The following is a 25229-nucleotide window of genomic DNA, read 5'->3' on the forward strand; positions in this document are numbered from 1 at the left end:
CTTAATCCCCTTAAAATATTGAAAATGAGAAAATTATTACTTTTATTAACCCTTTTATTAGTCACAAAAAGTTTTTCACAGAAGAAAATATATTACAAAGACATTGTAGACGATTGTATATCAATAGCCAGTAATGATGCAGCTATGTTAGACGATATTGTGTATAACTGTATAAAAGATAAATATATATCTAACTACGATTTTACATCAATAAGTGGAGAAACGATTAGTACAGATAAAATAGATACACCTATTGTTTTATTAGCCGCAGCTACTTGGTGTGCACCATGTTGGGGAGAAATTCCGGCCTTAAATAAAATGGTAGAAAAGTATGATGGTAAAGTAAAATTTATAATGTTATTCTGGGATTTAGAAGCAGGTGTAGAAAGAATGGCTAAGAAGTTAGATAAAAGAATATTCTTAGTACCATCTAAAGAAAAAAATGGGAATAGATCTTCTATCAGAACAGCTGGTTTTATACATAAATTAGATTACCCATCAGCATATTTAATTACGAGTAGTAAGAAAATTTTAAATTTTAAGAGAGGTGCAGTATCTCCAACAAAAGAAATGGGTTGGGACGAAGTAAATAAAATAAATGAAAAAGAATTAGATACCTTTATTAGTCCGGTAATCGAATAATCTTTATAATAAATTATAAAAAACCTCTTTCTTAACAGAAAGAGGTTTTTTACTTTAGTAAAAAAATAAAAATGATAAAAGGTATCTTAAAAGGAATACAAGCATACTTTGGTGCGTTTAAAATAATATCAAAATTAAAACTTTGGAAATATTTTATAGTTCCAATAATAATTAGTGTTTTAACTGCTATTTTAATAGGCTTATCAGCCTATGCTTTATCAGATAACGTAGGTCAGTACATTGCTGGAATTTGGAAATGGGAGTTTGGTAAGCAAGCCTTTGAAACGCTTAGTACTTTTTTTAGCGGACTGTTAATCGTTGTAATTGGTTTACTCTTATATAAACATATTGTAATGGCATTATCGGCACCATTTATGAGTCCGGTTTCAGAAAAAATAGAACATTATTTAACAGGAGAATCACATCAACATAGAAAAACTTCTTTTCAAGAACAATTGATAAGAGGTATTCGAATAAACTTAAGAAACCTTTTAAGAGAACTGTTTTTTACGATTCCCATTTTACTAGTTAATTTTATACCTGTTATAGGTTTCTTCTCAGCAATTTTGTTGTTTATTATACAAGCATATTATGCCGGTTTTGGTAACATGGATTATACCTTAGAACGTTATTTTAAGTACAATGAAAGTATCAGTTTTGTAAAGAAAAATAAAGGTACAGCAATAGGAAATGGAATTATATTTATGCTATTTTTATTAGTCCCTGTTATTGGAGTGATTTTTGTTTTACCATTATCGGTAACAGCGGCTACGACGGAAACTATTAAGAATATTCAACTAAAAAAAGCAATAGAATAAGTATTTTTGCTTCTCAAGAATTAAACAAATGAAAGATCAGTTTTACGCATATATTCAACAATTACAAGATACAATTACGGCTAAATTAGAAGTAGTAGATGGAGGAGCAAAGTTTAAAGAAGATAACTGGAAGCGTACGGAAGGCGGTGGAGGAAGAACACGTGTAATAGAAAATGGAACCATTTTTGAAAAAGGAGGCGTAAATATTTCTAAGGTTTTTGGAGAATTACCAGAAGCTTTACGTAAACAATTTGGTGTTGAGAGTGGTGATTTTTTTGCCTGTGGTTTAAGTTTAGTATTACACCCTATAAATCCGTTTGTACCAACGGTACACGCAAATTGGCGTTATTTTGAAATGTATGATGGCGATGGAAATATAGTTACCCAATGGTTTGGTGGTGGACAGGATTTAACACCTTATTATTTGTTTGTTGAAGATGCGATACATTTTCATTCGGTTTGTAAAGAGGCTTGCGATAAACATAGTACAGCATTTCATCCGAAGTTTAAAGAAACGTGTGATAATTATTTTTGGAATGCTCATAGAAATGAAGCTCGTGGAATTGGTGGTTTGTTTTTTGATTATTTAAAGCAAACGGAAGAGTTTTCAATGCAAGATCGTTACAACTTTGTAACAGAGGTTGGTAATAGTTTCTTAAATTCATATGTACCTATTGTTGAAAAAAGAAAAGATATAACATATAATAAAGAACAAAAAGATTGGCAAGAAGTTAGAAGAGGACGCTATGTTGAGTTTAATTTAGTGCATGATAGAGGTACTTTATTTGGATTAAAAACAAACGGTCGTATCGAAAGTATTTTAATGAGTTTACCACCTGTAGTTCAATGGGTTTATAATCAGGAACCAGAAAAAGGAAGTGAAGAAGCTAAATTATTAGAGGTTTTAGCAAAACCTAAAAATTGGGTTTAAATAACTTAAAGGTTAGGGGTTATTTCCAAATTATATTTTTCCTTGTAATTTCATTGTGTATGTTATGAGCATGAAATAATCTTGCTCTTAAAAGATGTTTTCGTCCACGAATACTTCTCGTGTAAATAAGTTTAGACTTACCAAGTTGATGATTCCAATGTTTTTGAAATAGTAACGCTTGTTCTTTTCTTTTGCTTAAAATATCAGGAACAGGATAAAAATTTTGAGTGTTTAATTTTTTACGAAACCAATTGGTTTTAATTATTAAATATTTGGGATTGTCAATAGGTTGTAACAGCTCCTCTAAGGTCTTAATAAATAAATTGCTTTCGTATCTATTAGCACCATTAATAGTACAAGTAACATCGCCCATAGAGAGTAAATCTACAACGATGTTAATTTCTTTTTTTTGAGTGGTTATTTCTTCTAATTCATATAAAGAGTTTAAAATAGCATAAGCCATTTTACGTATTTTTTTGTGAACAAGGCCATAGTGAAAATACATTTTAAAGGTTTTATGCAGTTTATAACCAAACGATAAACCTAGGGTAGTTAGTAAAGAATATAAAAAATAGTAAAAACCTTTATACGCTATTAAATTAAAGTTCTTGAAGATAAATTGAGGAAAAAATAATGCGAGACTAATTAAAAGTTCAAGAATTGAATACTTAACAAAATCGTTTAAATAGGTTTTTTTTTGTTTTAAAAAAGATTGATCTTTTTTATGATACAGCTTTATTTCGTGAGCAACTTCTTTTTTAAAACGGACAGTATTTTTCCATTTTTCTGATATTAAAGTCCTGTTTTTAGAAATAGTTTTAGCGTTATCATTTAGTATGTTTATGTTTTCATCAAGAATAACATTGGGTAAACCTAAACGGTCAATTCCGTTAGAAATAATATTTTCATCATTGTTTGAAATACCTATAAAAGCATCAAAACGTTTTTTAAGTACCTCTAAATCTTTTCCGCCATAAATATCAGAAGTATCAATACATGCCAAATGCCATATAATTCCGGTTTTATTAGGTTCGTTATTATCGATTCTGATAGCTCTACCTCGCATTTGATTAGAAGTAACGAAAGAACCTACTACAGAAGCTAAAATTAAACTATTAATAGCGGGTGCATCCCATCCCTCACCTAATAAAGATTTAGTCCCTACTAAAATTTTAATATGACCTAATTGAAATAATTTTGTAATAGTTGCTACTAACGTGTTTTTAGAAGATGATTTTGATTGTATAATTACAAACTCCGTATCAGAACTTAATGGGGTTTGTGTGTAGTTTGTTATCGAATCAATTAAATCTAATTTAGCAATACAACTACAATGAATAATAACCAAACTGCCAGACAATACAGCTAAGTTTTGTTTATTTCTTGTCGTTGTTCTAATATGATGAAAAATTGGTACGACACCTAATTTTTCAATATTTTTTACTTCGGTAGCGGTAACATCAAGATATTCTTTTCTGATATAATCAGATAATACAACACAACGTAGTTGCTCCTTTAAATTGATTTGTTCTTGTTTTACAATAGCAACGATACTATTTAATTTGCTAGGGCTATTGCTAAGTGATTTATATAAAAAAGTATTTCCAATTAAATTAACTTTTTTATTACTGTATAGAGATAGTTTTCTTAGTTTTTTCTCTAAAGAATTAATGTAAGTTTCATGCACAATTAACTCGTTTCTATCGATAACAAGAATATGCTGAAATAGAATTTCAATCCATTTATGTGTAATTTTAGGGAACTCAACAAACTCATTTTTTTCAAAACCTAATATTGATAATTTCTCTCTTGAAATAACGATGCCAGCTTCATTTAAAAAAATAAGTATTGCAGAAAAAAAAGCAGAAAACTTATAAATTTCGTTTATGTTTTCTTCGGTTTTGGTATAAAACCGATGCTGCTTTATAAAGTTGATAAACTCATTGTCTTTTAATAGATCAGTAATAAAATGAGCTGTTTTCAATCTAAAATCAACAATAGTATTAATCTCTTTATTCTCAGGTTTAGAAAAGTAAATAATATCTTGATGTGGACATAAATTATTTTCTCTTACTAAATCTGGCACCAGAATTTCATCATCAATTTCACCACATAAATTAAAATATTTTTGAATTTCAGAAACCTCACTATCGTATGGTGGCGTTGCGGTAAGCGCAATTACTGTTTGTAAATGTTGCTGTTTTAATTCATACAAACATTTCCACCATTCACTTTTTAAATGATGTGCTTCGTCTAACAGTAATACCTCAATGTTATTTTTTGTAAAGAATAAAAAGTAGCCCTCTTTATTGTTAAACGTCTTGTAAAAAGAATACAAACCTTGGTAAGTAGAGAAGGTAATATCAGCAGGTTTTTTTATATCAAAAGAGAATTGTTTAAAATCACAATCTTCCGTAAAAAATTCTTGCAACCTATTTTCCCATTGGTTACGAATAGTTAAAGTTGGTGCTAATACAATGGTTTTTTTACCTATTCTTTTTAAAATTTCAATACCTAAAATAGTTTTTCCAGAACCAGGCGGAGCAACAATATGAAAATGGTTATCTTCTATGTGCTTAGAAAAGTTAGATAATATTTTTTCTTGATAAGGTCGCCAAGTATGTGAAAAGTTAAGTTGTTTAATTAGGGCTGACAAAAGTTAAGTTGTTGTTTATAATTAAATTATTGATGCAAGTAAAAGTAATAAAATAGGTTTTAATCTATTTCTATTCTTTTACCAATTAAATATAAAAGGTTTTATGAATTTAAATAAATCTTTTTTAATTGATAAATTAATAATTTTTAAAGGGACTATCTATTTTAAAAAATGAAATACTTTGTTAAATTGACTTTTTATTGTGAATAGTTTAAAATAACTGTTATTTTTTGTAAATATTTTAATTCTAAAAACTTAAAAAAATGCTAGCTTTTTAGTAACTTCGCAACCGTTAAAAAACTTATACTATGGCTAGATACGAACTGAAGTTACCTAAAATGGGTGAAAGTGTTGCAGAAGCAACTATAACTTCTTGGGTTAAAGAAATTGGAGAGACTATTGAAATTGATGAAACTGTTGTTGAAGTAGCTACAGACAAAGTAGATAGTGAGGTGCCTAGTGAAGTTGAAGGAACCTTAGTAGAAATATTATTTGATAAGGATGATGTTATTCAAGTAGGCCAAACTATAGCCATTATTGAAACAGAAGGTGGTGATACCCCTTCAAACGATACACCTAAAAAAGCTGAAGCAAAAGAAACTGTGGTAGCAGTAGAGAAAACAATAGAAGATGCAAAAGAAGAAGTATCTGGAGCTATTGATACTTCATCTAGTGATCGTTTTTACTCTCCTTTAGTAAAAAATATAGCAAAAACAGAAGGGATTTCTTTCTCTGAATTAGAAACTATAAAAGGAACAGGAAAAGAAGGAAGAGTTACTAAAACAGATATTTTATCTTATTTAGAAAATAGAGGTAATCAACCTAAAGATGTTGTTTCTCCAGCCAAAGCAGAAAAGCCTAAGGCAAAAACGCAAGCAGCACCAGTTACTTTAAGCGGTCAAGACGAGGTTATCGAAATGACACGTATGGGTAAATTAGTAGCCAAACATATGGTAGATTCTGTTCAAACATCTGCACATGTGCAGTCGTTTATAGAAATAGATGTTACCAATATTGTTAATTGGAGAAATAAAGTAAAGAACGCATATCAACAAAGAGAAGGAGAGAAGTTAACCTTTACGCCAATCTTTATGCAAGCCGTTGCGCAAACAATTAAAAAACACCCGATGATTAACATTGCTGTTGATGGCGATAAGATTATTAAAAGAGGGAATGTTAATTTAGGTATGGCAGCAGCTTTACCTGATGGTAATTTAATTGTACCGGTAATTAAAAATGCAGATCAGTTAAGTTTAGTAGGAATGACTAAACAAGTAAATGATTTAGCAGGTCGTGCTCGTGGAAATAAATTAAAGCCAGACGATATTCAAGGAGGTACTTACACTGTTACAAATGTAGGTAGTTTTGGAAGTATTACAGGAACACCAATTATAAACCAACCGCAAGTAGCTATTTTAGCCTTAGGAGCAATTGTAAAGAAACCAGCTGTTATTGAAACTCCTGACGGTGACTTTATAGGAATTCGTCAAAGAATGATTGTTGCGCATTCTTACGATCATAGAGTTGTAAATGGAGCTTTAGGTGGAATGTTTATTAAAACATTAAAAGAAATATTAGAATCTTGGGATGTAAATCAAGATTTTTAAATAACAACATAATATAGTAAACAAAGGCTTAGGAAAATTTTCTAAGCCTTTTTTGTTTTTGTGTATATTCGCTATCAGAATAATGAAAAAATAAAATTTAAAAGATGAAAAATTTATTAGCTGTATTGTTATTAGGTATAACAATGGTAAGTGTAGGTCAAGAGAAAGTATTACTTCGTTTAAACTATGAAAAAGGCGATATTTATGAAATGAAAATGGAAATAGCTCAAAAGATGGGTGCAGGCTTAATGTCTATGAATACAGAAATGACAATGCATCAAGAAATTAAAGCTGTTTCTGATAACACTTACGAAAGTGATATGAAAATTACTAACATGGTAATGAATGTTACACAAGGAGGTCAATTAATGTCATATGACTCTAGTAAAAAAGAGGAAGAATTAAGTCCTACAGATGAGGTTATGAAAGCTCAAATGGAGCCAATGATGAAGGTGTTAATAACAACGAAAGGAGATAACTTAGGTAAAGTTATCGAAACAAAAGTTGAGCCTAATATCCCTAACGCAAATAATTTAACACAACAATCTAGTAATGTAGTTTATCCTGAAAAAGCAGTTTCAGTTGGTGATACTTGGTCTATGAATAAAGATACAAACGGAATGAAATTGAATTTCATTTATAAGGTAAATTCAATTACTACTAAAAATGTGTTGTTAGATATTTCTGGTAATGTTGAAGGTATTGGAACAGGTAATATTACAGGAACCATGAGTATTGATAAAAAAACAGGTATCGCTTTAACATCTAAAATAGAAATGTTAATGAAAGTTCAAGGGCAGGATTTAACAACAAGTATGAACATGAGTATTACGAAAAAGTAAATACTATTTTCTTCTAAAAAAAAGCCCAGACAGTACTGTCTGAGCTTTTTATTTTTTATGAAAAAGCCACCAATTCATTTCGCGAGTTAATTTATAACCTAACTTTTCATATAGGCTTATAGCGGTGTTTCCTTTTGTGGTATGTAAAATAGGATATTTGTTTGTTTTTAATATTTCTTTAGTAACGTGAGTAGTTAGTTGTTTAGCAAAACCTCTGCCAGTGTAATCAGGATGCGTAACTACAGCACTTACTTCAATAAAATCGTTGGTTTGCATTCTTTGCCCGGCTATTGAAACGAGCTTGTTGTCTTTAAAAATACCAAAGTAATTTCCCATTTCAAAAGTTCTTTTTTTAAAATATCCAGGCATCACTAACCATACTAAATCATAAACTTCATTTACATGTTTAGATGTAAGTGGTATAATTTCCTCAGTAATTGTCACCTCAATTAAATCTTGCAACACCATTTGACAACCCGCTATTTTTTTATCAAAAGAAACAATATTGGTATCGTAAACAGGAATTTCATTTTCTGTAACTAAGAAAAAACTATCTGTAAGCTTAGCATATTCATTTATAGCAGCTGTTATTTTTAAGTGATCGGTAAAAGCGCCAAATGGGCAAATTTCAGGATCGTAAAATAGTACATCCTCATATTTAATGGCTATATTTTTATGAGTTTCATTTAAAGAATACCAAACCGGATTTTTTAGTTTATCAGTCATTATGATAAATGTTTTTTAAAGCTGATTTTAAATCAGTAAATATAAAAGAATAAATAGCAGATGTTTTTACAGAAGATACTCTGCTGCCTTTTAATAATATAGAAGACATTTCCCCTAATACCATTTTTAAAACAAATGATGGAGCATTAAGTGGAAATATAGGTTTAGCAATAGTTTTTGATAATTTTTTAGTAAAACTCTTATTCGTTTCATGTTCAGGAGCCGCAGCATTATATATTCCTGTAAAACGAACATCTTCAATTGATTTTACATACATGTTACATAAATCATTAATATGAATCCAAGGCATGTATTGCTTGCCAGTTCCTAAAGCAGCTAAAAACAAAGGCGTATTTATTTTGGGTAAAGCACCGCCTAAGTTTGTAAGTACAATACCAGTTCGTAAAATAGTAACCGCAGTGTTTAGTTGTTTAAATTGATGAGCGGCATTTTCCCATTCGATACAAATTTTAGAAATAAAATCATTCTCAGGAGCATCGTCTTCCGTAAATATTTTGTTAGAAGTAACAGCGCCATAATAGCCAATTCCTGAAGCAGAAATAAAACCTTTTAAATCAATTTTTAAATCTTTTGTTTTTTTAAAAAGTAAGTTGGCAGATTGTACACGGCTACTAATAAGTTCTTTTTTTCGTTTAGTGGTCCATCTTTTATCAGCAATACCAGCTCCTGCTAAATGAATAATATGTGTAACATCTTTAAAAGCATTATCATCAATATATTCCTTAGCAATGTCCCATTTAAATTCATTTTTTAAAGTCGGACTTCGGGTAAGTACAACAACAATATGGTTTTTTTCTTCTAATTTTTTTTGAAGATGTTTGCCAACTAATCCTGTTCCGCCAGTGATAAGAATTTTACTCATTTTATTTTGTTTTTAATTTTAAAACTGTATCAGCAAAATGATATATTTCTTTTTCTACGGTTTTATATTCTTCAGTGAAAAATTTAGAAGCAATAGAATGATTTTTTGCTTCTGGAATTGCCACTTGATATTTATTTTTATCAATAGTAGAGATTTGATTATACATTTCTTTCATACGTTTTACAGAAACGGTTTTGTCTTGCTCTTCTTCATTTTTATAGTAATAAGCCATAAACAAAGGTTGTTTTATTTTTTCAAAAACGTTCTTTTTCATTGTAGCTCCTATCAATAGTTTCAGCTGAATAATAGCTTCAATTCTATATTTTTTATACCAATATTTTTCAGCGCCATTTGGTGGTTGCCATGTTTGATAATTACCGCCCATTACTAATTTTAAAATTTGTTTTCCCCAGGGCTTTGTAACTAAATTAGAGTTGGTGTCGTAAACATCAATATTAGGCGAGGATAATATTAGTGCTGCAATTTCTGGGTTTTCAGAAGCTAAAAATAAACCAGCAGTAGCACCAGTACTTACACATATTAAAATTACTTTTTCACCTAATTGTTTACCAATAGCAATTGCTTTTTTTGCTGATTTTAAGTATCCTTCGGCAGTAAAATTTAATAGAGGCTCTTTGTCTTTTAAGCCGTGTTTAAATAAACGAGGAGCATATAAATTTGCTCTATATCGTTTTGCAAAATTGGTGTAAATAATTTCAGTTTCTACTGGGCTTGCAGAGAATCCGTGAAGATATACTACTGAGTATTCTGTTTTCTTCGGAATACTATCCGCCCAAATTAACCGAGAATGGTTACCTAATCTAATATTCACATTCTTATTCTCTTCGTAAACGGTATTTTGTATTTCTAACAAACTCGTTTTATTAATAGGTAATCGAGTTGTTAAGGTTGGTTTTTCGGCTTTAGGACCAATAGCATACAACATAAGTAATAGTACTAAAAAAACTCCTAAGTATTTGAGTATTTTCTTTATCATTTATTTAAAATCAACCAAAGTTTATACCGTAAAGTACAAAATATATAATAGCTATTTGTTATTCATATTAAAAAAATAAAGTGTGTAATGTGCAGTATTCATAGGGTTTTATATTTTTTTAAAAAATAAAACAGCAATAAATAAAACCGTAAGAGAGATTTTCTCGTAAGTAAGAGTGAATGAATAATTAACTAATAAATTTATAATCATGAAGAAAATTAAACTAATTATCGGAGCAGGAGCTTTTGCTTTAGTAGGATTAATGCTTTTTGCAGCAGACCATATCGAAGCTCCAGATGTAAAAGGAGGCTCAAGTGATATTACAGATTTTTATGCATTTCAGGCAGAAGACACAAATAATTTGGTCTTTGTAGCAAATATTCAAGGTTTATTAAGTCCGGCTGCAACAGGCGAGGCTAAATTTGATGAGAATGTATTAATAGAGTTCAATATAGATACTGATTTAGATAATATAGAAGATTTGGTAATTCAGGCAATTCCTAGAAATGGAAAGATGTATTTCTTTGGTCCTTATGCACCATCTGTAACTGGTTTAAATAGTTCATTGCCACAAGATGGATCTGAATATGGTGTGTCTATTACATCATACGGGTCTAATACTATCATAGGTGCAAAAGGAGCAATGAAATTTTTTGCAGGCCCTAGAGATGACCCTTTCTTTATGGATTTTGCTAAATACGGTGAAATCATTGCAGGTACAGCAAATGGATTTGATAGCCCTGGCTCTGACACTTTTAAAGGAACAAACGTGTTATCTGTTGTTGTAGAAGTGCCTAAATCGATGATTGGAGGATCAGGAAATATTAATACTTGGGTAGAGACTAAGGCTAAGCAATAATCATTAATCAAATTTTAAATTCTACAATTATGAAACTTAAAAATATAAAAAATATAACAATGTCGGCTGTGTCAATTTTCATTTTAACAAAGTCTTCAAAAATAAAGCCTATAAAAATAGTAACAATATTAATGTTATCATTTTTAACACTAACTAGTTGTAGTGACGATGAAGATAATATGGATTATGATACTCCAATTAGCTTTTCAGGAACTTATGCACAGAAAGACCAAATGGGACGACCAGCTATTAACACAGTATTTGTAGATAGTGATAAAAAAGACATGTTTAATGTAACAATACCTTCTAACCAAGGAGCTGCGTTTGCAACAATGTTTGAAACAAATTTAAAAGCTTTAAGTCCTGCTTATTTTAATGAAGGAGATGAAAACGCACTAGGTTTTGATGCAGCAGCATTTGCAGGAGTATTAGCAACAGATGTTTTAACAGTGTCCTTAGATGGTAAAACAACATTTTATGACGGGCCAAATGTATTAACTGGTAGAGCTTTAGCAGACGATGTAATTACGGTAGAACTTATCTTAATTTTTGGAGGTGAAGCAGGCTTAACAATGTCAGAGAACCCAACCTTGTCTGATGATAATGTAAGTGCTAACGATAAAGATTTTTTAACATCTTTCCCTTATTTAGCTAGTCCTTGGTAATAAGATTAAAAATTAACAAATTCCCCTTAAAAAAGATTGGTTGCTGATTAATTGGCAACCAGTTTTTTGAAAATAGACATTTAATCCTTCTTGATTATGAAAACATTAAAAACAATACTTTCGTTAGCTATTTTAAGCATATTAGTAAGTTGTTCAACCTCTAAAGAAACAAACATAGCAAAAGAGTTAGATTATAATAAATTTTTAAATAATACAGTAAACGTATCTGATTTTTTGGCTCAAAAAGAACTTGATTTTTGGCAAAATAAACTAAACAATCAGCCTTCACAATATCCTTATTTAACGAAAATCGCAAGTGCGAACACAATGCTTTTTTCATCAAAAGGTAATATCTCTTACCTAATAGAAGCAGAAAATAAGTTACTTCAAATAAATATAAAAACTAATTTTAGTAACTCATCGAGTTTACGAGCATTAGCAAGAAATTACATATCACAACACAGGTTTAAAGAGTCGTTAGGATTATTAAAAAAAGTAGCAATAAATGGTGATAATTTAAACAGCACTAATAAAATGCTTTTCGATGTTTACTTAGAATTGGGTGATACAGAAAAAGCATCTAAATATTTGTCTGAAATTGAAGATTATTCAGATTTTGATTATTTAATAAGAGTTTCTAAATGGCATGATCATCAGGGAGATTTAACTGCAGCAATTCGTTTTATGGAAAAAGGAATGAAAAAAGCAGAAGAGTCAAATAATACAGCTCTTAAAATATGGAGTTATACCAATTTAGCTGATTTTTATGGTCATAATGGTCAAATACAAGAGTCATACAATTTATATTTAAAGAGTTTAGAGTTAGATAATAATAATGCGTATGCGAAAAAAGGTATTGCTTGGATTGTGTTTTCTCATGATAGAAACCCCAAAGAAGCATTGCGAATTTTAGATATTATAAGTGATGAACATTTTTCGCCAGATTACTTTTTGTTAAAGGCTGAAATAGCTGAATTTGAAAATGACTCTATATCTAAAAATAATAATATAGATATTTATTTATCGGCTATTAAAAATAGTCAATATGGGGTAATGTATAACCAACATTTGGCGAAACTATACCTTGAAGAATTTAATGATTCTGAAAAAGCATTCCCTTATATAGAAAAAGAAATAAACAGTAGGCCAACTCCGCAATCGTACGATTTATTAGCTTGGTATTACTATAAAAATAAAGAGTATAAAAAGGCATTACAAATAGTAAATGATAGCGTATTAGGAAAAACTTTCGAACCATCAGTTCAGTACCATATTGCAGAAATATATAAGGCAAATGGTATAGATAAAAAAGCGAAAAAAATTAAAAAAGAACTTTTGGAAAGTTCTTTTGAATTAGGACCTTTGATGGAGAAGAAAATTTTAAATATCTAATAAAAAAAACTTGTTATTTTGAAAACTAAACTACTATTATTTCTAACTATTTTAAGCTGTTTTAACATATTCTCACAAGAGTTTATTGGTGAAATAATCAATAAAAAAAGAAACCCTTTAGAGAATGTATATGTATATAATGTAACTAGTAATAGCCATACACATACTGAGTTAAATGGACAATTTGCTATTGATAAAGCTAAAGTAGGTGACTTTGTAGAGTTTCGTCTTTTAGGATATGAGAAAAAAATAATACAATTAACCAATAAAGACTTTAACAAAGCAAATGTTATAATTTTATCGATGAAGAATTTTATGTTAGATGAAATGACATTATCGAGTAAGCAAGATCCTTTGCAAACTTTTGTTAAAATAGATTTAGATAAAAAACCGGTAAGCTCATCACAACAAATTTTACAGAAAATACCAGGTCTTTTTATTGGTCAGCATGCTGGAGGAGGAAAGGCAGAGCAAATATTTTTAAGAGGTTTTGATATTGATCATGGTACCGATTTAGCATTATCTGTAGATGGAATGCCGGTAAATATGGTTTCTCATGCGCATGGACAAGGATATAGCGATTTGCATTTTGTAATACCAGAAACTATAGAAAAAATTAACTTTGGTAAAGGACCTTATTATGCCAGTAAAGGTGATTTTAATACTGCTGGTTATGTAGATTTTAAAACAAAGTCGTATTTGGATGAAAGTCAAATTGAAATAGGAATAGGACAGTTTAATGCCTTTAGAACATTAGGTATGTTTAACCTTTTAGATAAAAATAGTACAGATAACGCTTATGTAGCGATAGAATATTTGGCAACTGATGGTTTTGTAGAATCTTCTCAGAATTTTAGCAGAATAAATCTTTTCTCAAAATATAAAACGTTTTTAAAAGATAATAGTAGTTTGTCATTATCAGCATCGCACTTTACAAGTAAATGGGATGCATCGGGTCAAATTCCTGTAAGAGAAGTTGCTAATGGAAATATTACTCGATTTGGAAGCATTGATGATACGGAAGGAGGAACAACCTCTAGAACAAATATTAACTTAGAACATTCTAAAGTTTTAAAAAATGATGTAAAGGTTACTTCTAACGTTTTCTATTCAAACTATAATTTTAACCTGTTTTCTAACTTTACTTTTTTCTTAGATGATCCTATAAACGGCGATCAAATTAAACAAACTGAAAATAGAGATATTTTTGGATTTAACACACAGTTTAAAAAGAAAACAAAGCTTTCTAACACACCTGTAACTTTAACTTTCGGAACGGGTTTAAAGGCAGATATAATTAATAATTTAGAGCTTTCACACACCTTACAAAGAAAAGAAGTTTTAGATGAGATTCAATTAGGAGCAGTACATCAAACAAATTATTATTCTTTTTTAAATAGTGAATTTGAATTAGGTAAGTTTACAATAGCACCTGCTTTGCGTTTAGATTATTTAAATTTTTCATACAATGATTATTTGTTAGATGAATATAAAACGTTTTCAAAATCAAAAGTAATTGTAAACCCTAAAGTAAATATAACGTATACTCCCAATGCTAAAACTCAGTGGTTTTTAAAATCAGGAGTTGGGTTTCACACAAATGATACTAGAGTAGTAGCTAAACAACCCAATAGAAAAACATTACCAAGAGCATACGGTTTAGATATAGGAAATGTATGGAAACCTACATCAAAAGTAGCAATAAACACCGCTTTATGGTTTTTATTATCTGAAGATGAATTGGTGTATGTTGGTGACTCGGGTGTTATAGAGCCTTCAGGAAAAACAGAACGTTTTGGATTAGATGTAGGTTTTAGATATCAAATAAGTGATTGGTTGTATTTAAATAGTGATGCTACATTAACAAATGCAAAAAGCTTAGGAACACCATCTGGTGAAGATAATATACCGTTGGCACCAATTGTAACAGTTACAGGAGGATTATCAGTAAATAATTTTAATAATTTTTCAGGAGGTATCGATTATAGATATTTAGGAGATAGACCTGCAAATGAAGATAATTCGATAGTAGCAGAAGGTTATTTTGTAGCAGATGCAAATATTAGTTATAAGATGAATGATATAACGCTTGGTTTGGCTATCGAAAATTTATTTAATGTAGCCTGGAACGAGACGCAATTTGCAACAGAATCTAGGTTGCAAAACGAACCTAACTCAGTAGAGGAAATTCATTTTACACCAGGTACACCTTTTTCAGTAAAGGCATCAATAAGATATTCATTTTAAAATATATAATTGTTCGGGGGGACAATTATTAGCTGTTATCATTTTTTTTAGAAGGATTAGTGATAACAAAGCATAGCCGCTTTAAGCGGCTATGTTCATTTTATGAAGTATATAACTAGTGTATTGTTTTAACAATTATTAATCTTTTAAGTAGTTAATACACAAATTAAACTCATAGCCAATAATCTTAAATAAAGATTTTAGACTATAATAAAACGATGTTATATCAGAAGAAATCAACAGAATACTAAAAGGAAAGTATAGTCGTTATGTAATTAAATACAATTAAGTGATTGCAAATATGGAGTTATATACATTGCTGTTTCTACAATAAAGCTATATAAGCAAGGTATTGTTTTAATGCATATAAGTTTATTACAAATAAATATAGCCGCTTTTAAGCGGCTATATTTATGATGTATGTAAAGATTAATTATACAGCTCCTAATGTGTATAATTGCTCTAAATTAGGAGATATACTACCACCTTCAGGTTCTAATGTAATACCAAATGCTTGAGATTCATTAGGGTTGTTTATTGTAAATACTTTGTTTTTACTAGCAGTAAAATTATCTATAGTTCCTAAACTAGTAGGAGATAAAGGATCAAGTTTTAAAGACCATACTTGATATACTTTTCCTTTAGGAGGATCTGGTAATCCTTGTACATCTAAGTAAATATTCTTTGTGTTTTTGTTCCAGTAAACCTTTGCATATGCTTCCGGAAGTACTTTTTGTCCTTGTAAAGGCACAGTAACAATATCTTTATCTCTAATTACTTTTAGTAAGCTTTCGTTTTGTGCTAAATACGTATTCGATTTTTCTAATTGAATTTCAAACTGATCTTTTGCTTGATTAATTGTATCTAACTCGGCCTGTAAATTATTATTTTTATTTATTGATAAAAGTAAAGTACTACCAATAATTAAAGTTGCTGCCCAACCAGCATAAGTAAGCCAATTACTTTTCGAAGTATTTAGCGGAATAACTTTGGTTGTGCTCTCTTTTTCTTGTAACATTTTAATTAAAATGTCTTTAAAAGAGTTCTTACTTTCTTTCGGAGCAACATGGGCTGTAAGAGAAGAAATTGATTTTTCTATTTCTCTTACTTCTTTTAAAATTTCTGGGTGCTCCATTATTAATTTATACACTTGCTCATTTTCTTTTTCAGAAAGTGCGCCAGCAATATAAAGTTCTAGTGTACCAGATTCTATGTGTTTTTTTGCTTCCATTATTTAAGCATTATTCTTAATTCATTAATACAATTTCTGTTTCTCGTTTTAACGGTTCCTAAAGGCATGTTTAAGCTCTCTGAAACTTCTTTTTGCGTAAAACCTTTAAAATAAAGTAATTCAATTACTTTAACACAAGTATCTTTTAACTTGCTAACAAAGTTTTTAATACCAATGGTATCGGTTCTTGAGTCTAAACTATCGTAAGTCTCTAATATATCTACGAAAATTTGAGCGTCAAGGTTTTTAGAACTGTTCTTAAAGTTTTTAGATCGTGTTTTATCAATAGCTGCATTACGAGCAATATTGATAATCCATGTAAAGAAACGTCCTTTTTTTTGTGAATAAGAATCTACATTATTCCAAGCTTTAATAAAAACATCTTGCGTTACTTCTTCAGCAATTTCTCTATCCCTTACAATATTAAAAATAACACCCTCTACACTTTTATTATACATTTGATGCAGTTTCTCGAAAGCCTTTACATCCTTTTCTTTAAATTTTATAACAAGTTCTTCTAATTGCATTTTATATTTTTTTTAAGAGATTTCTAAGGTACTTAAATTTAATTATTATCTATAGCTTATTTAATAACGATATTTTTTTTAAATATTATCGCATAATTTTATTAGGGAAAACAACAACACTTTCATGCCCGTTTTCCCCTACAGATGCAACGCCGAAGAAGAAGTTGTCAATGACAATTCCGTCTAAGGTAAATTCAGTAGTCTCTACATATCTAGCATTATCCCAAGTAGGAGATGTGGTATCTCTCCAATAAATTTTATAACCTTTAGCTCCTTCAACTTTAGTCCATTTTAATTTAGCAGAAGCTTCTACAATTCCGCCTATAGCAACTTCCTTCGGGCTAGGTGGAGCCAATGCCAAATTAGCTATTGTAATTGCGTTTACAGTCGTTAGTTTTTTTGCATAACCAAAGTTTACATGTTTAAAAGTATCACCATATTCGATGCCTTTTTCGGTTCTTATATCTTGATGTTGTTGAGTATAATTTTCATGAGCTTCCATAATTCTGATTCCTGCAAAACCTAAATCATTAAAAGGTCTGTGATGACCGCCACGCCCAAAACGATCTAATCTATAAATCATCATCGGATTCATTTCGGGCATATAGGTTTTTGTTGTTTTATGAATATATCTAGCTAATTGACGTGAAATGCCATCAACCTCACCACCATAAAAACGGCGCATTTTTCGTTGTCTTTCGGTTTCATTAGCAGGTACTGGTTCAGAAAAAATTCTAAAACTACGATTGTCAATCACGCCATCAACTCCGGTAATGTTTCCAATCATATCATTATTTAAAACACCAATAATATCCCAACCTTGCTTTTTAGCATACTTTGCCAATCCTGCACCACCAAAAAGGCCTTGTTCTTCACCAGAAAGACCAACATACACAATGCTACTTTCGAATTTATATTTACTTAAAACCCTAGCAGCTTCAATTGTACCGGCCATGCCAGATGCGTTGTCGTTTGCACCAGGAGCATCGGTTGTAAAATCCATGGTATTACTTGCTCGCGAATCAATATCACCACTCATAATGACATATCTGTTAGGGTATTTTGTTCCTTTTTGTATCGCTACAACATTTACAATCCAAGCATCATGCGGAACTCTTCTGTTGCCTTCTTTGGTAACGAAATCTTTCTGATAGGTTGTGTTTATGCAATTGTTACAATCGGTAGATATTTTATCGAATTCAGATTTTATCCAACGTCTTGCAGCACCAATACCACGAGTGTTAGAAATAGTATCAGAAAAAGTATTTCTTGTACCAAACTCTGTAAGTGTTTTTATATCTGCTTTAATTCTATCCGAAGAAATAGTATTTATAATATCGTAAATTTTAGCATCTGTTTGTGCTAGTAATGTTGAGGTAATTATAAAAAATAATAATGTTAGTTTTTTCATTTTGTATAAAAATTTAGGTTCCTAAATTACAAAAACAAAAAAGAGAATGAAACATTGTTTCATTCTCTTAAAAAAAATAAGATATTATATAAGTTTACTCGTTATCTAATTTTTTAGTAATGCTAAAACCAGCAAATAAACCTACACCTGCCATAAGAAAAATCATTGCAGGATAAACAGCGTCTTCATTAATAGATGTGTATGTATCTATTATTAATCCTAAGAAAATACCTAAGCCAATACCCATTAATAATAAGGCTAAGTTTAAAACGATGATTCTACCTGTTAATGTTGATTTTTTTCGTTCTCCTTGCATAAATATTTTAGCATCTACACCTTTTTCTATTAAAGCCAAACGTTCTTTATTACGTGTTGAATAGAATAAATAAAAGATTCCGAATATTATTGCGAATAAGAACATAAATACAACTGCTACTTCCATATTTTTAATTTTAAATGATTATTTTTAATGTGTTTGCAAGTATGACCGTGTTATTAGAAAAAAGGTTACAGAAAAATAAAAAACTTTTTTTAAAAATTTATGTAACCTTTTAAAAGAATATACTGTCAAAGAATAAAATGACTACTAACAACGACCAAACATATATTGATAAAGTATTAAAGGGTGATACCAATGCATTTTCTACCTTAGTAGATAGGTATAAAAATATGGTGTTTACTTTGGCTTTAAAAATGGTAAAGAATAGGGAAGAGGCCGAAGAGATTTCTCAGGATACGTTTATTAAAGCTTATAAAAATTTAAATAAGTTTAAAGGAGATTCAAAATTTTCTACTTGGCTTTATAAAATTGGTTATCGAACCTCTTTAGATAATTTAAAGAAGAATAAAGGTAAATACAATATTGATACAATAGATGAGGTTATTATTAATAAAATAAAATCTACAGAAGGTATTTTAGAGGGAATTGAACGTAAAGAACGGGCAGAAGTAATAAATAACTGTATGTTAAGTTTACCCGAAGATGAAAGAGCCATTTTATGGATGTTTTATTTTGAAGAATTAAGTTTAAAAGAAATTATTGAAGTAACAGATTTCTCTGAGGCAAACGTAAAAGTAAAGCTACACAGAGCAAGAAAAAGTTTATTAAATATAGTAGAAAAGAAAGTAGAACCCGAATTAATTAATCATTATGGGAGAAAATAAAGACATAAAAAAGCTTGATGTTTTTACTAAAAAGTACATCAAAGAAATAGAAATAGAGAGTCCGTCTGTAAACTTTACAGCTAATTTGATGGATATAATATTGCAAAAAGAAAACGTTGAGGTATATAAAGCCACGCCTTTAATTTCAACTAAAACATGGTTAGTACTTGCGGGAGTTTTAACGGCAAGTATTTTATATGTATCAAGAGGAAGTTCATTAAAATCGATTAAAATACCTGAACTTAATTTCGGTTTTTTATCTGAAGTACAAATGCCAAACTTATTTGAAGGTCTTGTAGTTTCTAATACAATATTATATGCTTGTTTCTTTTTTACGATAATGTTTTTTGGTCAGGTTTATATGCTTAAAAATCATTTTACAAAAGAACTGTAAAAAGATAAAACCTCTCTTATTATAGAGAGGTTTTATCTTTTTAATTATTTTTTAATGAACTTTTTATGTGTTATTTCATTTTCAGATGTTATTATTTTTAGATGATAAATACCTTTTTTTAAATAAGATATATTTATTTTTGATGATTTAGCACTTAAAATTTTATTTCCATTAGTGTTATAAACCTCTATTACTTTAATATCTATATTGTTATTATTTTCAACATTTATATAGTCATTACTTGGGTTTGGATAAACATTGATTTTATTTCCATTTATAGGTGTTACAGGGCGTAAAAATTCTTTATCTGGTAAAGCAGCAGTGAGAGGACAAGTGTAAAAACTATAACGAGCAATGGCATCTTTATTCCATGAACTTGTACCTGTAAAACCATTATCAATTTTAATACATTTTAAATTTGGGCTATTAGTAACGTCAAATGTAGTAATGATTGTATTGTGTCCATTTGCAATATCAACCCTTGTTAAATTATTACAGTTCCAACTGCTTAAATTGTTTAATTTAGTATTATTAATTAAAGATAACTTTTTAATTGGATTGTTAGCAGAGTATAAAAATTCAAGATTAATGTTTTGACTAACATTTAAATTAGTTAAATTATTACCAGCACATGCTAACGTAGTTAGGTTTGTAAAAGCTTCAATACCAGTTAGGTCACTAATGTTTTTATAGCCAACGTTTAAATAAGGAGATGCTAAAAGAGCTTCATTTACTTCAATTTCACCGTCATTGTTAGTGTCAATTATAGGAATATTACTTAGTAAAGCATTTTTGAAATTTGTATCTGGAATATATACAATTGCAGAATTTTTAAATTCATAAACAGGTGCAAATTGAACCGAAGGAAACCCTTTATCAGGAAGCTCAGCAATATTTGGGCATGGATAAGTACTGTAACTAGCCATTTGGTCTTTAATCCAAGAGCTTGTAGGTGTAAAATTATTATCTATTTTAATGCATTTTAAGTTTGGATTGTTAATAATGTTAATGCCATTTACATTACTGTTGTTTCCATTCGCAAGGTTTAATTTTTTTAGGTTATTATTCCATGCATTTAAGCTTTTTAAATTAACATTACTAGTTAAATTTAAGTTCTCAATTTGATTATACATACACATTAGAGTCTCTAAATTAGTGTTTTGACTCACATTAAGCTCGGTTAAATTATTGCCCCCACATGCTAATAATGTAATATTAGTAAAAGCTTGAATACCTGTAAGGTCACTAATGTTTTTAGCAGTTACATCAATCGGATTAGTATAAGATATAGCTTCGGTTACTTGAATTTCACCGTCATTATTAGTGTCTATTCCAGAGTTTGGGCCACTTAATAAAGCATTTTTAAAATTTGCATCAGGTATATTTACATTTTGTGAAAACCCAAAGCTTGTTATTAGAAGTGTTGTTAGCGTTAATAGTAATTTTTTCTTTTTCATTTTTATATAGTTTTATTTATTGAAACAAATTAAAGCTTCTCTAAGTTAAAATCTATAAAATTACTTCCGAATGAACTCTTTCATTTTCCGAATTACAAAAAACCTCTATAGAAACATCTAAAGAGGTTTTAATTATAAAATTGTGACGTCCTAAAATAGTATTACAAACTAAGCAAATGATTTCTTGCCACTACTTTTTCTTTTTAACTTTTTTATTTTATATATCGACAATTAATCTATCTAACTTAAATAAATTATAGGAAGTGCTTGTACTTTAAATATACTGATCTAAAAAAAGATTACTTGAGCTATTGCTTTTTTCTGATAGAAATCATCATATCATACATAATGGCTTTTTATCAACTCTAGAAGTTTAATATTCCCCCTATTTTTCTGCTTTTTCTAACAACTGAACTTGTTGTTTTAACTCTAAAACACGTTGCTCTCTTGTATTTTAAATATAACTTGATGAATTGTAAATTGATAATGAAAGTTACCGTAATTTTTAACCAAGTTCGAACTTTAGGTATTAATTGAACAGTATACTTATCCAACGCTCTGGTTTTAGTTCGAAAACATTGTTTAATCTCTTGTTCAATTTGTAGTTTTAAACTTAAACTGTAATTCTTTTTTATGTAAAATTTTTGTAATTTGATTCCCTTTTTATAATGAATCTAACACTATTTTAGGGTAGAACAAACGCTTAATTAAAAAAAGTTAGTAAAATAACATATGTTTATGAGAGTTGTTATAAATAAATTAACTGTAGGTTTTCAGACCTAAAAACTGAAAAGTTCATTGACATAATTGTGGTAAGTAAAAAGAAGTGTTCATTTTGAATATATCAGTATTAAAATTATACTTACATTTATAAATTAAGAGAATAAAAACTTGAAAAAGAAAAGAAATTAAGAATGAAAAGAATTGAAAATTTTATAAAATTATTTCCCCTATTATTATTGATTTTAATTACTATAAGTTACATTAAATTAATATAGATATACTAAAATATACAGATTTATCTGAAATACCTCTTTTCCTTTTTGATGATACAATTATCATTTCTTTGTTAATACTGACTATAGTCTTTTTAATAAAGATATCCATAATTGAATCTGATAAAAAGCTAAAATCTGAAGCTATTAAATTAGATGACTTAATCAAAGAAGAAAATGATCTTAATAAAAAAAAGAAATTTTAGAATAAAGCATTAATATAATAGATAATGAATTAAAAACAAGGAATAAATTTCCTAAAAATTTTGGTTTTATTATTATATTTTTATTGATTTTACTTATAATAAGAAGTGTTATTTTAAAGGATTATTTAGGGATGATTTTTATTTCGAGTGCCTTATTTCTACATGTATTTTATTTTTTGCTTGAAAAATTTATTTTACCTAAATATTTTGAAACGTTAGACCGTGCTCATAACTTGATTATAATATGCAGTATAATACTAATACCTCTTGTTAATTTAGTTAGTATAAATATCGCTATAAATAAAGGTTATGATTTGAAATATAACGGAAAAGAAATAAAAAAAATGTCATTTAAATATAAAGACAAGTTATTTCTGACTGACTCTGTTTCTGTATTTGTAGGGGCAATAAAAAAAGCAACATTTATTTATGATAGAAATAAAAAAGAAGTTTTTATATTTTGAATCTGAAAAAATAAGTAATCTCAGAGTTAAAATAGATTAGAAAAAAAATCTTTATATTATTTTACTTACCACATATCAACACCTAACCAGTGTTGATTTTTTTATGCCAAAATTTAAGTAAACGAATATTAATAAAACTGTAGAATTAAGGATGTAAAAAAAGCGAGCCGAAGCTCGCTCTTGGATTTAGCATTCTTCAAAAAAACCATTGACACAACAATAAGCAACTGAAGTAATGCAATTAACAGGAAGCATACCACGACATTGATCTCCTTTACTAGGACATATGCTCATAATACCACCATTGATAGATAATTGTTCAGTTTTGTTCAATACTGAACCTAAGCTTGAAATGTTCTTTAACATAATTTGAGTTTTTAAATTTCTTAAAATTATATAATTAAATATTAAAGAGGAGAGAAAAAACCATAATATAATTATGGTAAAACCGTAAAATAAAAATTTAATAAACTGTAGGTTTTCAGATCCTAAAAACTGAAAAGTTCTTTGACAAAATTGTGGTAAGTAAAGTGAAGAAGCAGTTACGATGTTTCAAAAATTATTTAATACATTTACAAAAATGATATTATGAATTTATTATTACTTATGCATCACGGAATAACTAAAATAACTGAAGAACTTTCTTTTTTTTCAGCTGACAGGTTATTAGTTGTGATTGCTATATTAGTTAGTTTATTAGGGTTAGTTATATCTGTGAGATACAATAGAGAAACCCTTGAAATAACGAAGTCTCATAATAAAAAAATAACTCTCCCTTCTTTAACTCTTCATCGAGAATTTTTAAATAATACATTTGTTTTTGAGATTTCAAATTCAGGTTTTGGACCAGCAATTCTTACAAAAGTGGAGTTTTATTATGAAGATGAAATATTCAATAGTTTAGAGGTATTATTTATTAAAATAATACCAAATTATGTTAAGTCAACCATATATGAAAAAAGTTTAGTAACAGTATTCGATAATAGAGAAGTATTAGCTGTTGGAGCTAATCAAAACGTTCAAAAAAGCGCATTTAATAATGAGCCCGCTTTTAATAAATTAAAAGAAGTTCTTCTAAAGATAGAAATTAAAATAGATTATGAAAGTGTATATGGGCAAAAATTAAAACTTAAGTCCTTTATAGGTTAAAGTTCTTATTTATATGTGATGTCAATTATTTTATTCAGTTTGAATTTGATAAGTCAGAAACATATAACAAACCATATATAATTAAAATATTACTTACTACAAAACAACACTTACAAGGTGTTGTTTTTTTTATGTCAAAATTTAAGTAAATGAATATTAATAAAACTGTAGTAAAAAAGAACAGAAGCAACCCTTCAAAGTAATGCTTCTGTTCAAATAAGTAATCAAACTATATAAACGAAAAATCAAATCCTAAACTATACAGTAAATATAATTTAAGAAGCTGTTTGAATTTTTAAAAGCTAGATAAATGGTATTTAAGTGTGGATAAAAAAACAAAGAATAAGGATAAACAAACTGTAGGATGAAGGATATAAAAAAGCGAACCGAAGTCCGCTATTTTGTTACGCACAAACTGAATCCATAGGTAATGCACATAATCTACCCCATTCACCACCGCATCTAAGACATTCCTCTTCAGTTGTTGGCCAAAAGCCTCCATTAATAGATTGTTGTTCAGATTTGTTCAAAGTTGAACCTAAGTTTGAAATGTTCTTTAACATAATTTGAGTTTTAAGTTTCTCAAAACTATATAAAAACAAAAGAGAAGAGCTTAAAAAAACCGTAAAAAAAGTAAGGTAAAACCTTACTTAACTAAAATTAACAAAATAACTGTAGGTTTTGGGTATGAAAAAAGCCCCCGAAGGAGCCGTTAAATACAAAGGGGGATTTCAATGTACATGTCTAAGACACAGTAAATTAAACAAGGTCACAAGCAGATTAAAATAACTGTAGTATGATGGATGCAAAATATTTACAAGGTATATCAGATGAAGCAATCGCACATTCTATGCTAAATCAAAGAAGATACCAACCGCAAATAAAAAGAAAATCTCCCAAAATTGGAAGAAACGAACACTGTGGTTGTGGTTCTGGAATTAAAAAAAAAGTGTTGTAACACTAAGT

24 protein-coding genes are annotated in these 25229 nt (G+C 29.0%); 14 read left to right on the forward strand and 10 right to left on the reverse strand.

Annotation, left to right across the window (positions count from 1 at the left end; translation table 11 throughout):
* The first annotated feature begins 24 nt into the window (after positions 1–24).
* From AC28QF_RS12645 to hemF, 3 genes are all read left to right on the forward strand, one after another.
* Positions 25–642 carry a TlpA family protein disulfide reductase gene (locus AC28QF_RS12645; protein WP_488202172.1) on the forward strand — a complete coding sequence of 206 codons (618 nt, stop codon included), beginning with the start codon at positions 25–27 and terminating at the stop codon, positions 640–642.
* Between the two features lie 71 nt (positions 643–713).
* Complete coding sequence (locus AC28QF_RS12650; protein WP_488202173.1) at positions 714–1460, forward strand: EI24 domain-containing protein; 747 nt, start codon at positions 714–716, stop codon at positions 1458–1460.
* A gap of 28 nt (positions 1461–1488) precedes the next feature.
* Positions 1489–2391, forward strand: a complete 903-nt coding sequence (gene hemF, locus AC28QF_RS12655; RefSeq protein WP_488202174.1) for an oxygen-dependent coproporphyrinogen oxidase — start codon at positions 1489–1491, stop codon at positions 2389–2391.
* 19 nt (positions 2392–2410) lie between these two features.
* Here the strand turns inward: hemF and AC28QF_RS12660 are convergent, their stop codons facing one another.
* Positions 2411–5047: a DEAD/DEAH box helicase family protein gene (locus AC28QF_RS12660; protein ID WP_488202175.1), complete on the reverse strand. Its 2637-nt coding sequence runs from the start codon at positions 5045–5047 to the stop codon at positions 2411–2413.
* Positions 5048–5355: 308 nt separating this feature from the next.
* Between AC28QF_RS12660 and AC28QF_RS12665 the strand changes: the two genes are divergently transcribed.
* Together AC28QF_RS12665 and AC28QF_RS12670 are read left to right on the forward strand one after the other, a co-directional pair.
* A complete protein-coding gene (locus tag AC28QF_RS12665) occupies positions 5356–6654 on the forward strand; it encodes a dihydrolipoamide acetyltransferase family protein (RefSeq protein WP_488202176.1) in 1299 nt (432 codons plus the stop codon).
* 104 nt (positions 6655–6758) lie between these two features.
* On the forward strand, positions 6759–7496 hold the full coding sequence (locus AC28QF_RS12670) for a DUF6263 family protein (protein WP_488202177.1): 738 nt from the start codon (positions 6759–6761) through the stop codon (positions 7494–7496).
* A gap of 48 nt (positions 7497–7544) precedes the next feature.
* On the opposite strand, the gene AC28QF_RS12675 is transcribed toward AC28QF_RS12670, so the two are convergent.
* Genes AC28QF_RS12675 through AC28QF_RS12685 form a run of 3 tightly spaced genes read right to left on the reverse strand, consistent with a single transcriptional unit; the run spans position 7545 to position 10102 of the window.
* Positions 7545–8222 carry a GNAT family N-acetyltransferase gene (locus tag AC28QF_RS12675; RefSeq protein ID WP_488202178.1) on the reverse strand — a complete coding sequence of 226 codons (678 nt, stop codon included), beginning with the start codon at positions 8220–8222 and terminating at the stop codon, positions 7545–7547.
* Positions 8215–9105: a TIGR01777 family oxidoreductase gene (locus tag AC28QF_RS12680; RefSeq protein ID WP_488202179.1), complete on the reverse strand. Its 891-nt coding sequence runs from the start codon at positions 9103–9105 to the stop codon at positions 8215–8217. The genes AC28QF_RS12675 and AC28QF_RS12680 overlap by 8 nt, the downstream gene beginning before the upstream one ends.
* Position 9106: 1 nt before the next feature.
* The gene (locus AC28QF_RS12685; protein ID WP_488202180.1) at positions 9107–10102 is read right to left on the reverse strand and encodes an alpha/beta hydrolase; all 996 of its coding nucleotides are present in this window, start codon (positions 10100–10102) and stop codon (positions 9107–9109) included.
* A gap of 208 nt (positions 10103–10310) precedes the next feature.
* On the opposite strand from AC28QF_RS12685, the gene AC28QF_RS12690 reads away from it, so the two are divergent.
* From AC28QF_RS12690 to AC28QF_RS12705, 4 genes are all read left to right on the forward strand, one after another.
* A complete protein-coding gene (locus AC28QF_RS12690) occupies positions 10311–10961 on the forward strand; it encodes a DUF4331 family protein (RefSeq protein WP_488202181.1) in 651 nt (216 codons plus the stop codon).
* 101 nt (positions 10962–11062) lie between these two features.
* Positions 11063–11626: a DUF4331 family protein gene (locus AC28QF_RS12695; RefSeq protein WP_488202428.1), complete on the forward strand. Its 564-nt coding sequence runs from the start codon at positions 11063–11065 to the stop codon at positions 11624–11626.
* Between the two features lie 96 nt (positions 11627–11722).
* Complete coding sequence (locus AC28QF_RS12700) at positions 11723–13018, forward strand: tetratricopeptide repeat protein (protein ID WP_488202183.1); 1296 nt, start codon at positions 11723–11725, stop codon at positions 13016–13018.
* 18 nt (positions 13019–13036) lie between these two features.
* A complete protein-coding gene (locus AC28QF_RS12705; RefSeq protein ID WP_488202184.1) occupies positions 13037–15265 on the forward strand; it encodes a TonB-dependent receptor in 2229 nt (742 codons plus the stop codon).
* A 433-nt stretch (positions 15266–15698) separates the two neighbouring features.
* Here AC28QF_RS12705 and AC28QF_RS12710 read toward each other — a convergent pair whose 3' ends face one another.
* From AC28QF_RS12710 to AC28QF_RS12725, 4 genes are all read right to left on the reverse strand, one after another.
* Entirely contained in the window at positions 15699–16496 is a 798-nt protein-coding gene (locus AC28QF_RS12710; protein WP_488202185.1) for an anti-sigma factor, read from the reverse strand.
* Complete coding sequence (locus AC28QF_RS12715; protein ID WP_488202186.1) at positions 16496–17023, reverse strand: RNA polymerase sigma factor; 528 nt, start codon at positions 17021–17023, stop codon at positions 16496–16498. Before AC28QF_RS12715 ends, AC28QF_RS12710 begins: the two co-directional genes overlap by 1 nt.
* Positions 17024–17108: 85 nt before the next feature.
* A complete protein-coding gene (locus tag AC28QF_RS12720) occupies positions 17109–18434 on the reverse strand; it encodes a M28 family peptidase (protein ID WP_488202187.1) in 1326 nt (441 codons plus the stop codon).
* A gap of 94 nt (positions 18435–18528) precedes the next feature.
* Positions 18529–18876 carry a DUF6249 domain-containing protein gene (locus AC28QF_RS12725; protein ID WP_488202188.1) on the reverse strand — a complete coding sequence of 116 codons (348 nt, stop codon included), beginning with the start codon at positions 18874–18876 and terminating at the stop codon, positions 18529–18531.
* Between the two features lie 137 nt (positions 18877–19013).
* Between AC28QF_RS12725 and AC28QF_RS12730 the strand changes: the two genes are divergently transcribed.
* On the forward strand, positions 19014–19598 hold the full coding sequence (locus AC28QF_RS12730; RefSeq protein WP_488202189.1) for an RNA polymerase sigma factor: 585 nt from the start codon (positions 19014–19016) through the stop codon (positions 19596–19598).
* Complete coding sequence (locus AC28QF_RS12735; protein ID WP_488202190.1) at positions 19585–19992, forward strand: hypothetical protein; 408 nt, start codon at positions 19585–19587, stop codon at positions 19990–19992. Before AC28QF_RS12730 ends, AC28QF_RS12735 begins: the two co-directional genes overlap by 14 nt.
* Positions 19993–20036: 44 nt before the next feature.
* Here AC28QF_RS12735 and AC28QF_RS12740 read toward each other — a convergent pair whose 3' ends face one another.
* On the reverse strand, positions 20037–21449 hold the full coding sequence (locus AC28QF_RS12740) for a T9SS type A sorting domain-containing protein (RefSeq protein WP_488202191.1): 1413 nt from the start codon (positions 21447–21449) through the stop codon (positions 20037–20039).
* 1284 nt (positions 21450–22733) lie between these two features.
* On the opposite strand from AC28QF_RS12740, the gene AC28QF_RS12745 reads away from it, so the two are divergent.
* Entirely contained in the window at positions 22734–23114 is a 381-nt protein-coding gene (locus AC28QF_RS12745) for a hypothetical protein (RefSeq protein WP_488202192.1), read from the forward strand.
* 588 nt (positions 23115–23702) lie between these two features.
* The gene (locus tag AC28QF_RS12750; protein WP_488202193.1) at positions 23703–24263 is read left to right on the forward strand and encodes a hypothetical protein; all 561 of its coding nucleotides are present in this window, start codon (positions 23703–23705) and stop codon (positions 24261–24263) included.
* Positions 24264–24667: 404 nt separating this feature from the next.
* On the opposite strand, the gene AC28QF_RS12755 is transcribed toward AC28QF_RS12750, so the two are convergent.
* Positions 24668–24793, reverse strand: a complete 126-nt coding sequence (locus AC28QF_RS12755; RefSeq protein WP_488202194.1) for a hypothetical protein — start codon at positions 24791–24793, stop codon at positions 24668–24670.
* 266 nt (positions 24794–25059) lie between these two features.
* Here AC28QF_RS12755 and AC28QF_RS12760 point away from each other — a divergent pair, with 266 nt between their 5' ends.
* Positions 25060–25221, forward strand: coding sequence for a hypothetical protein (locus AC28QF_RS12760; RefSeq protein ID WP_488202195.1), 162 nt, complete (start codon positions 25060–25062; stop codon positions 25219–25221).
* The last annotated feature ends 8 nt before the right edge of the window (positions 25222–25229 follow it).

The sequence above is a fragment of the Tenacibaculum sp. M1.3A genome (genome assembly GCF_057732375.1).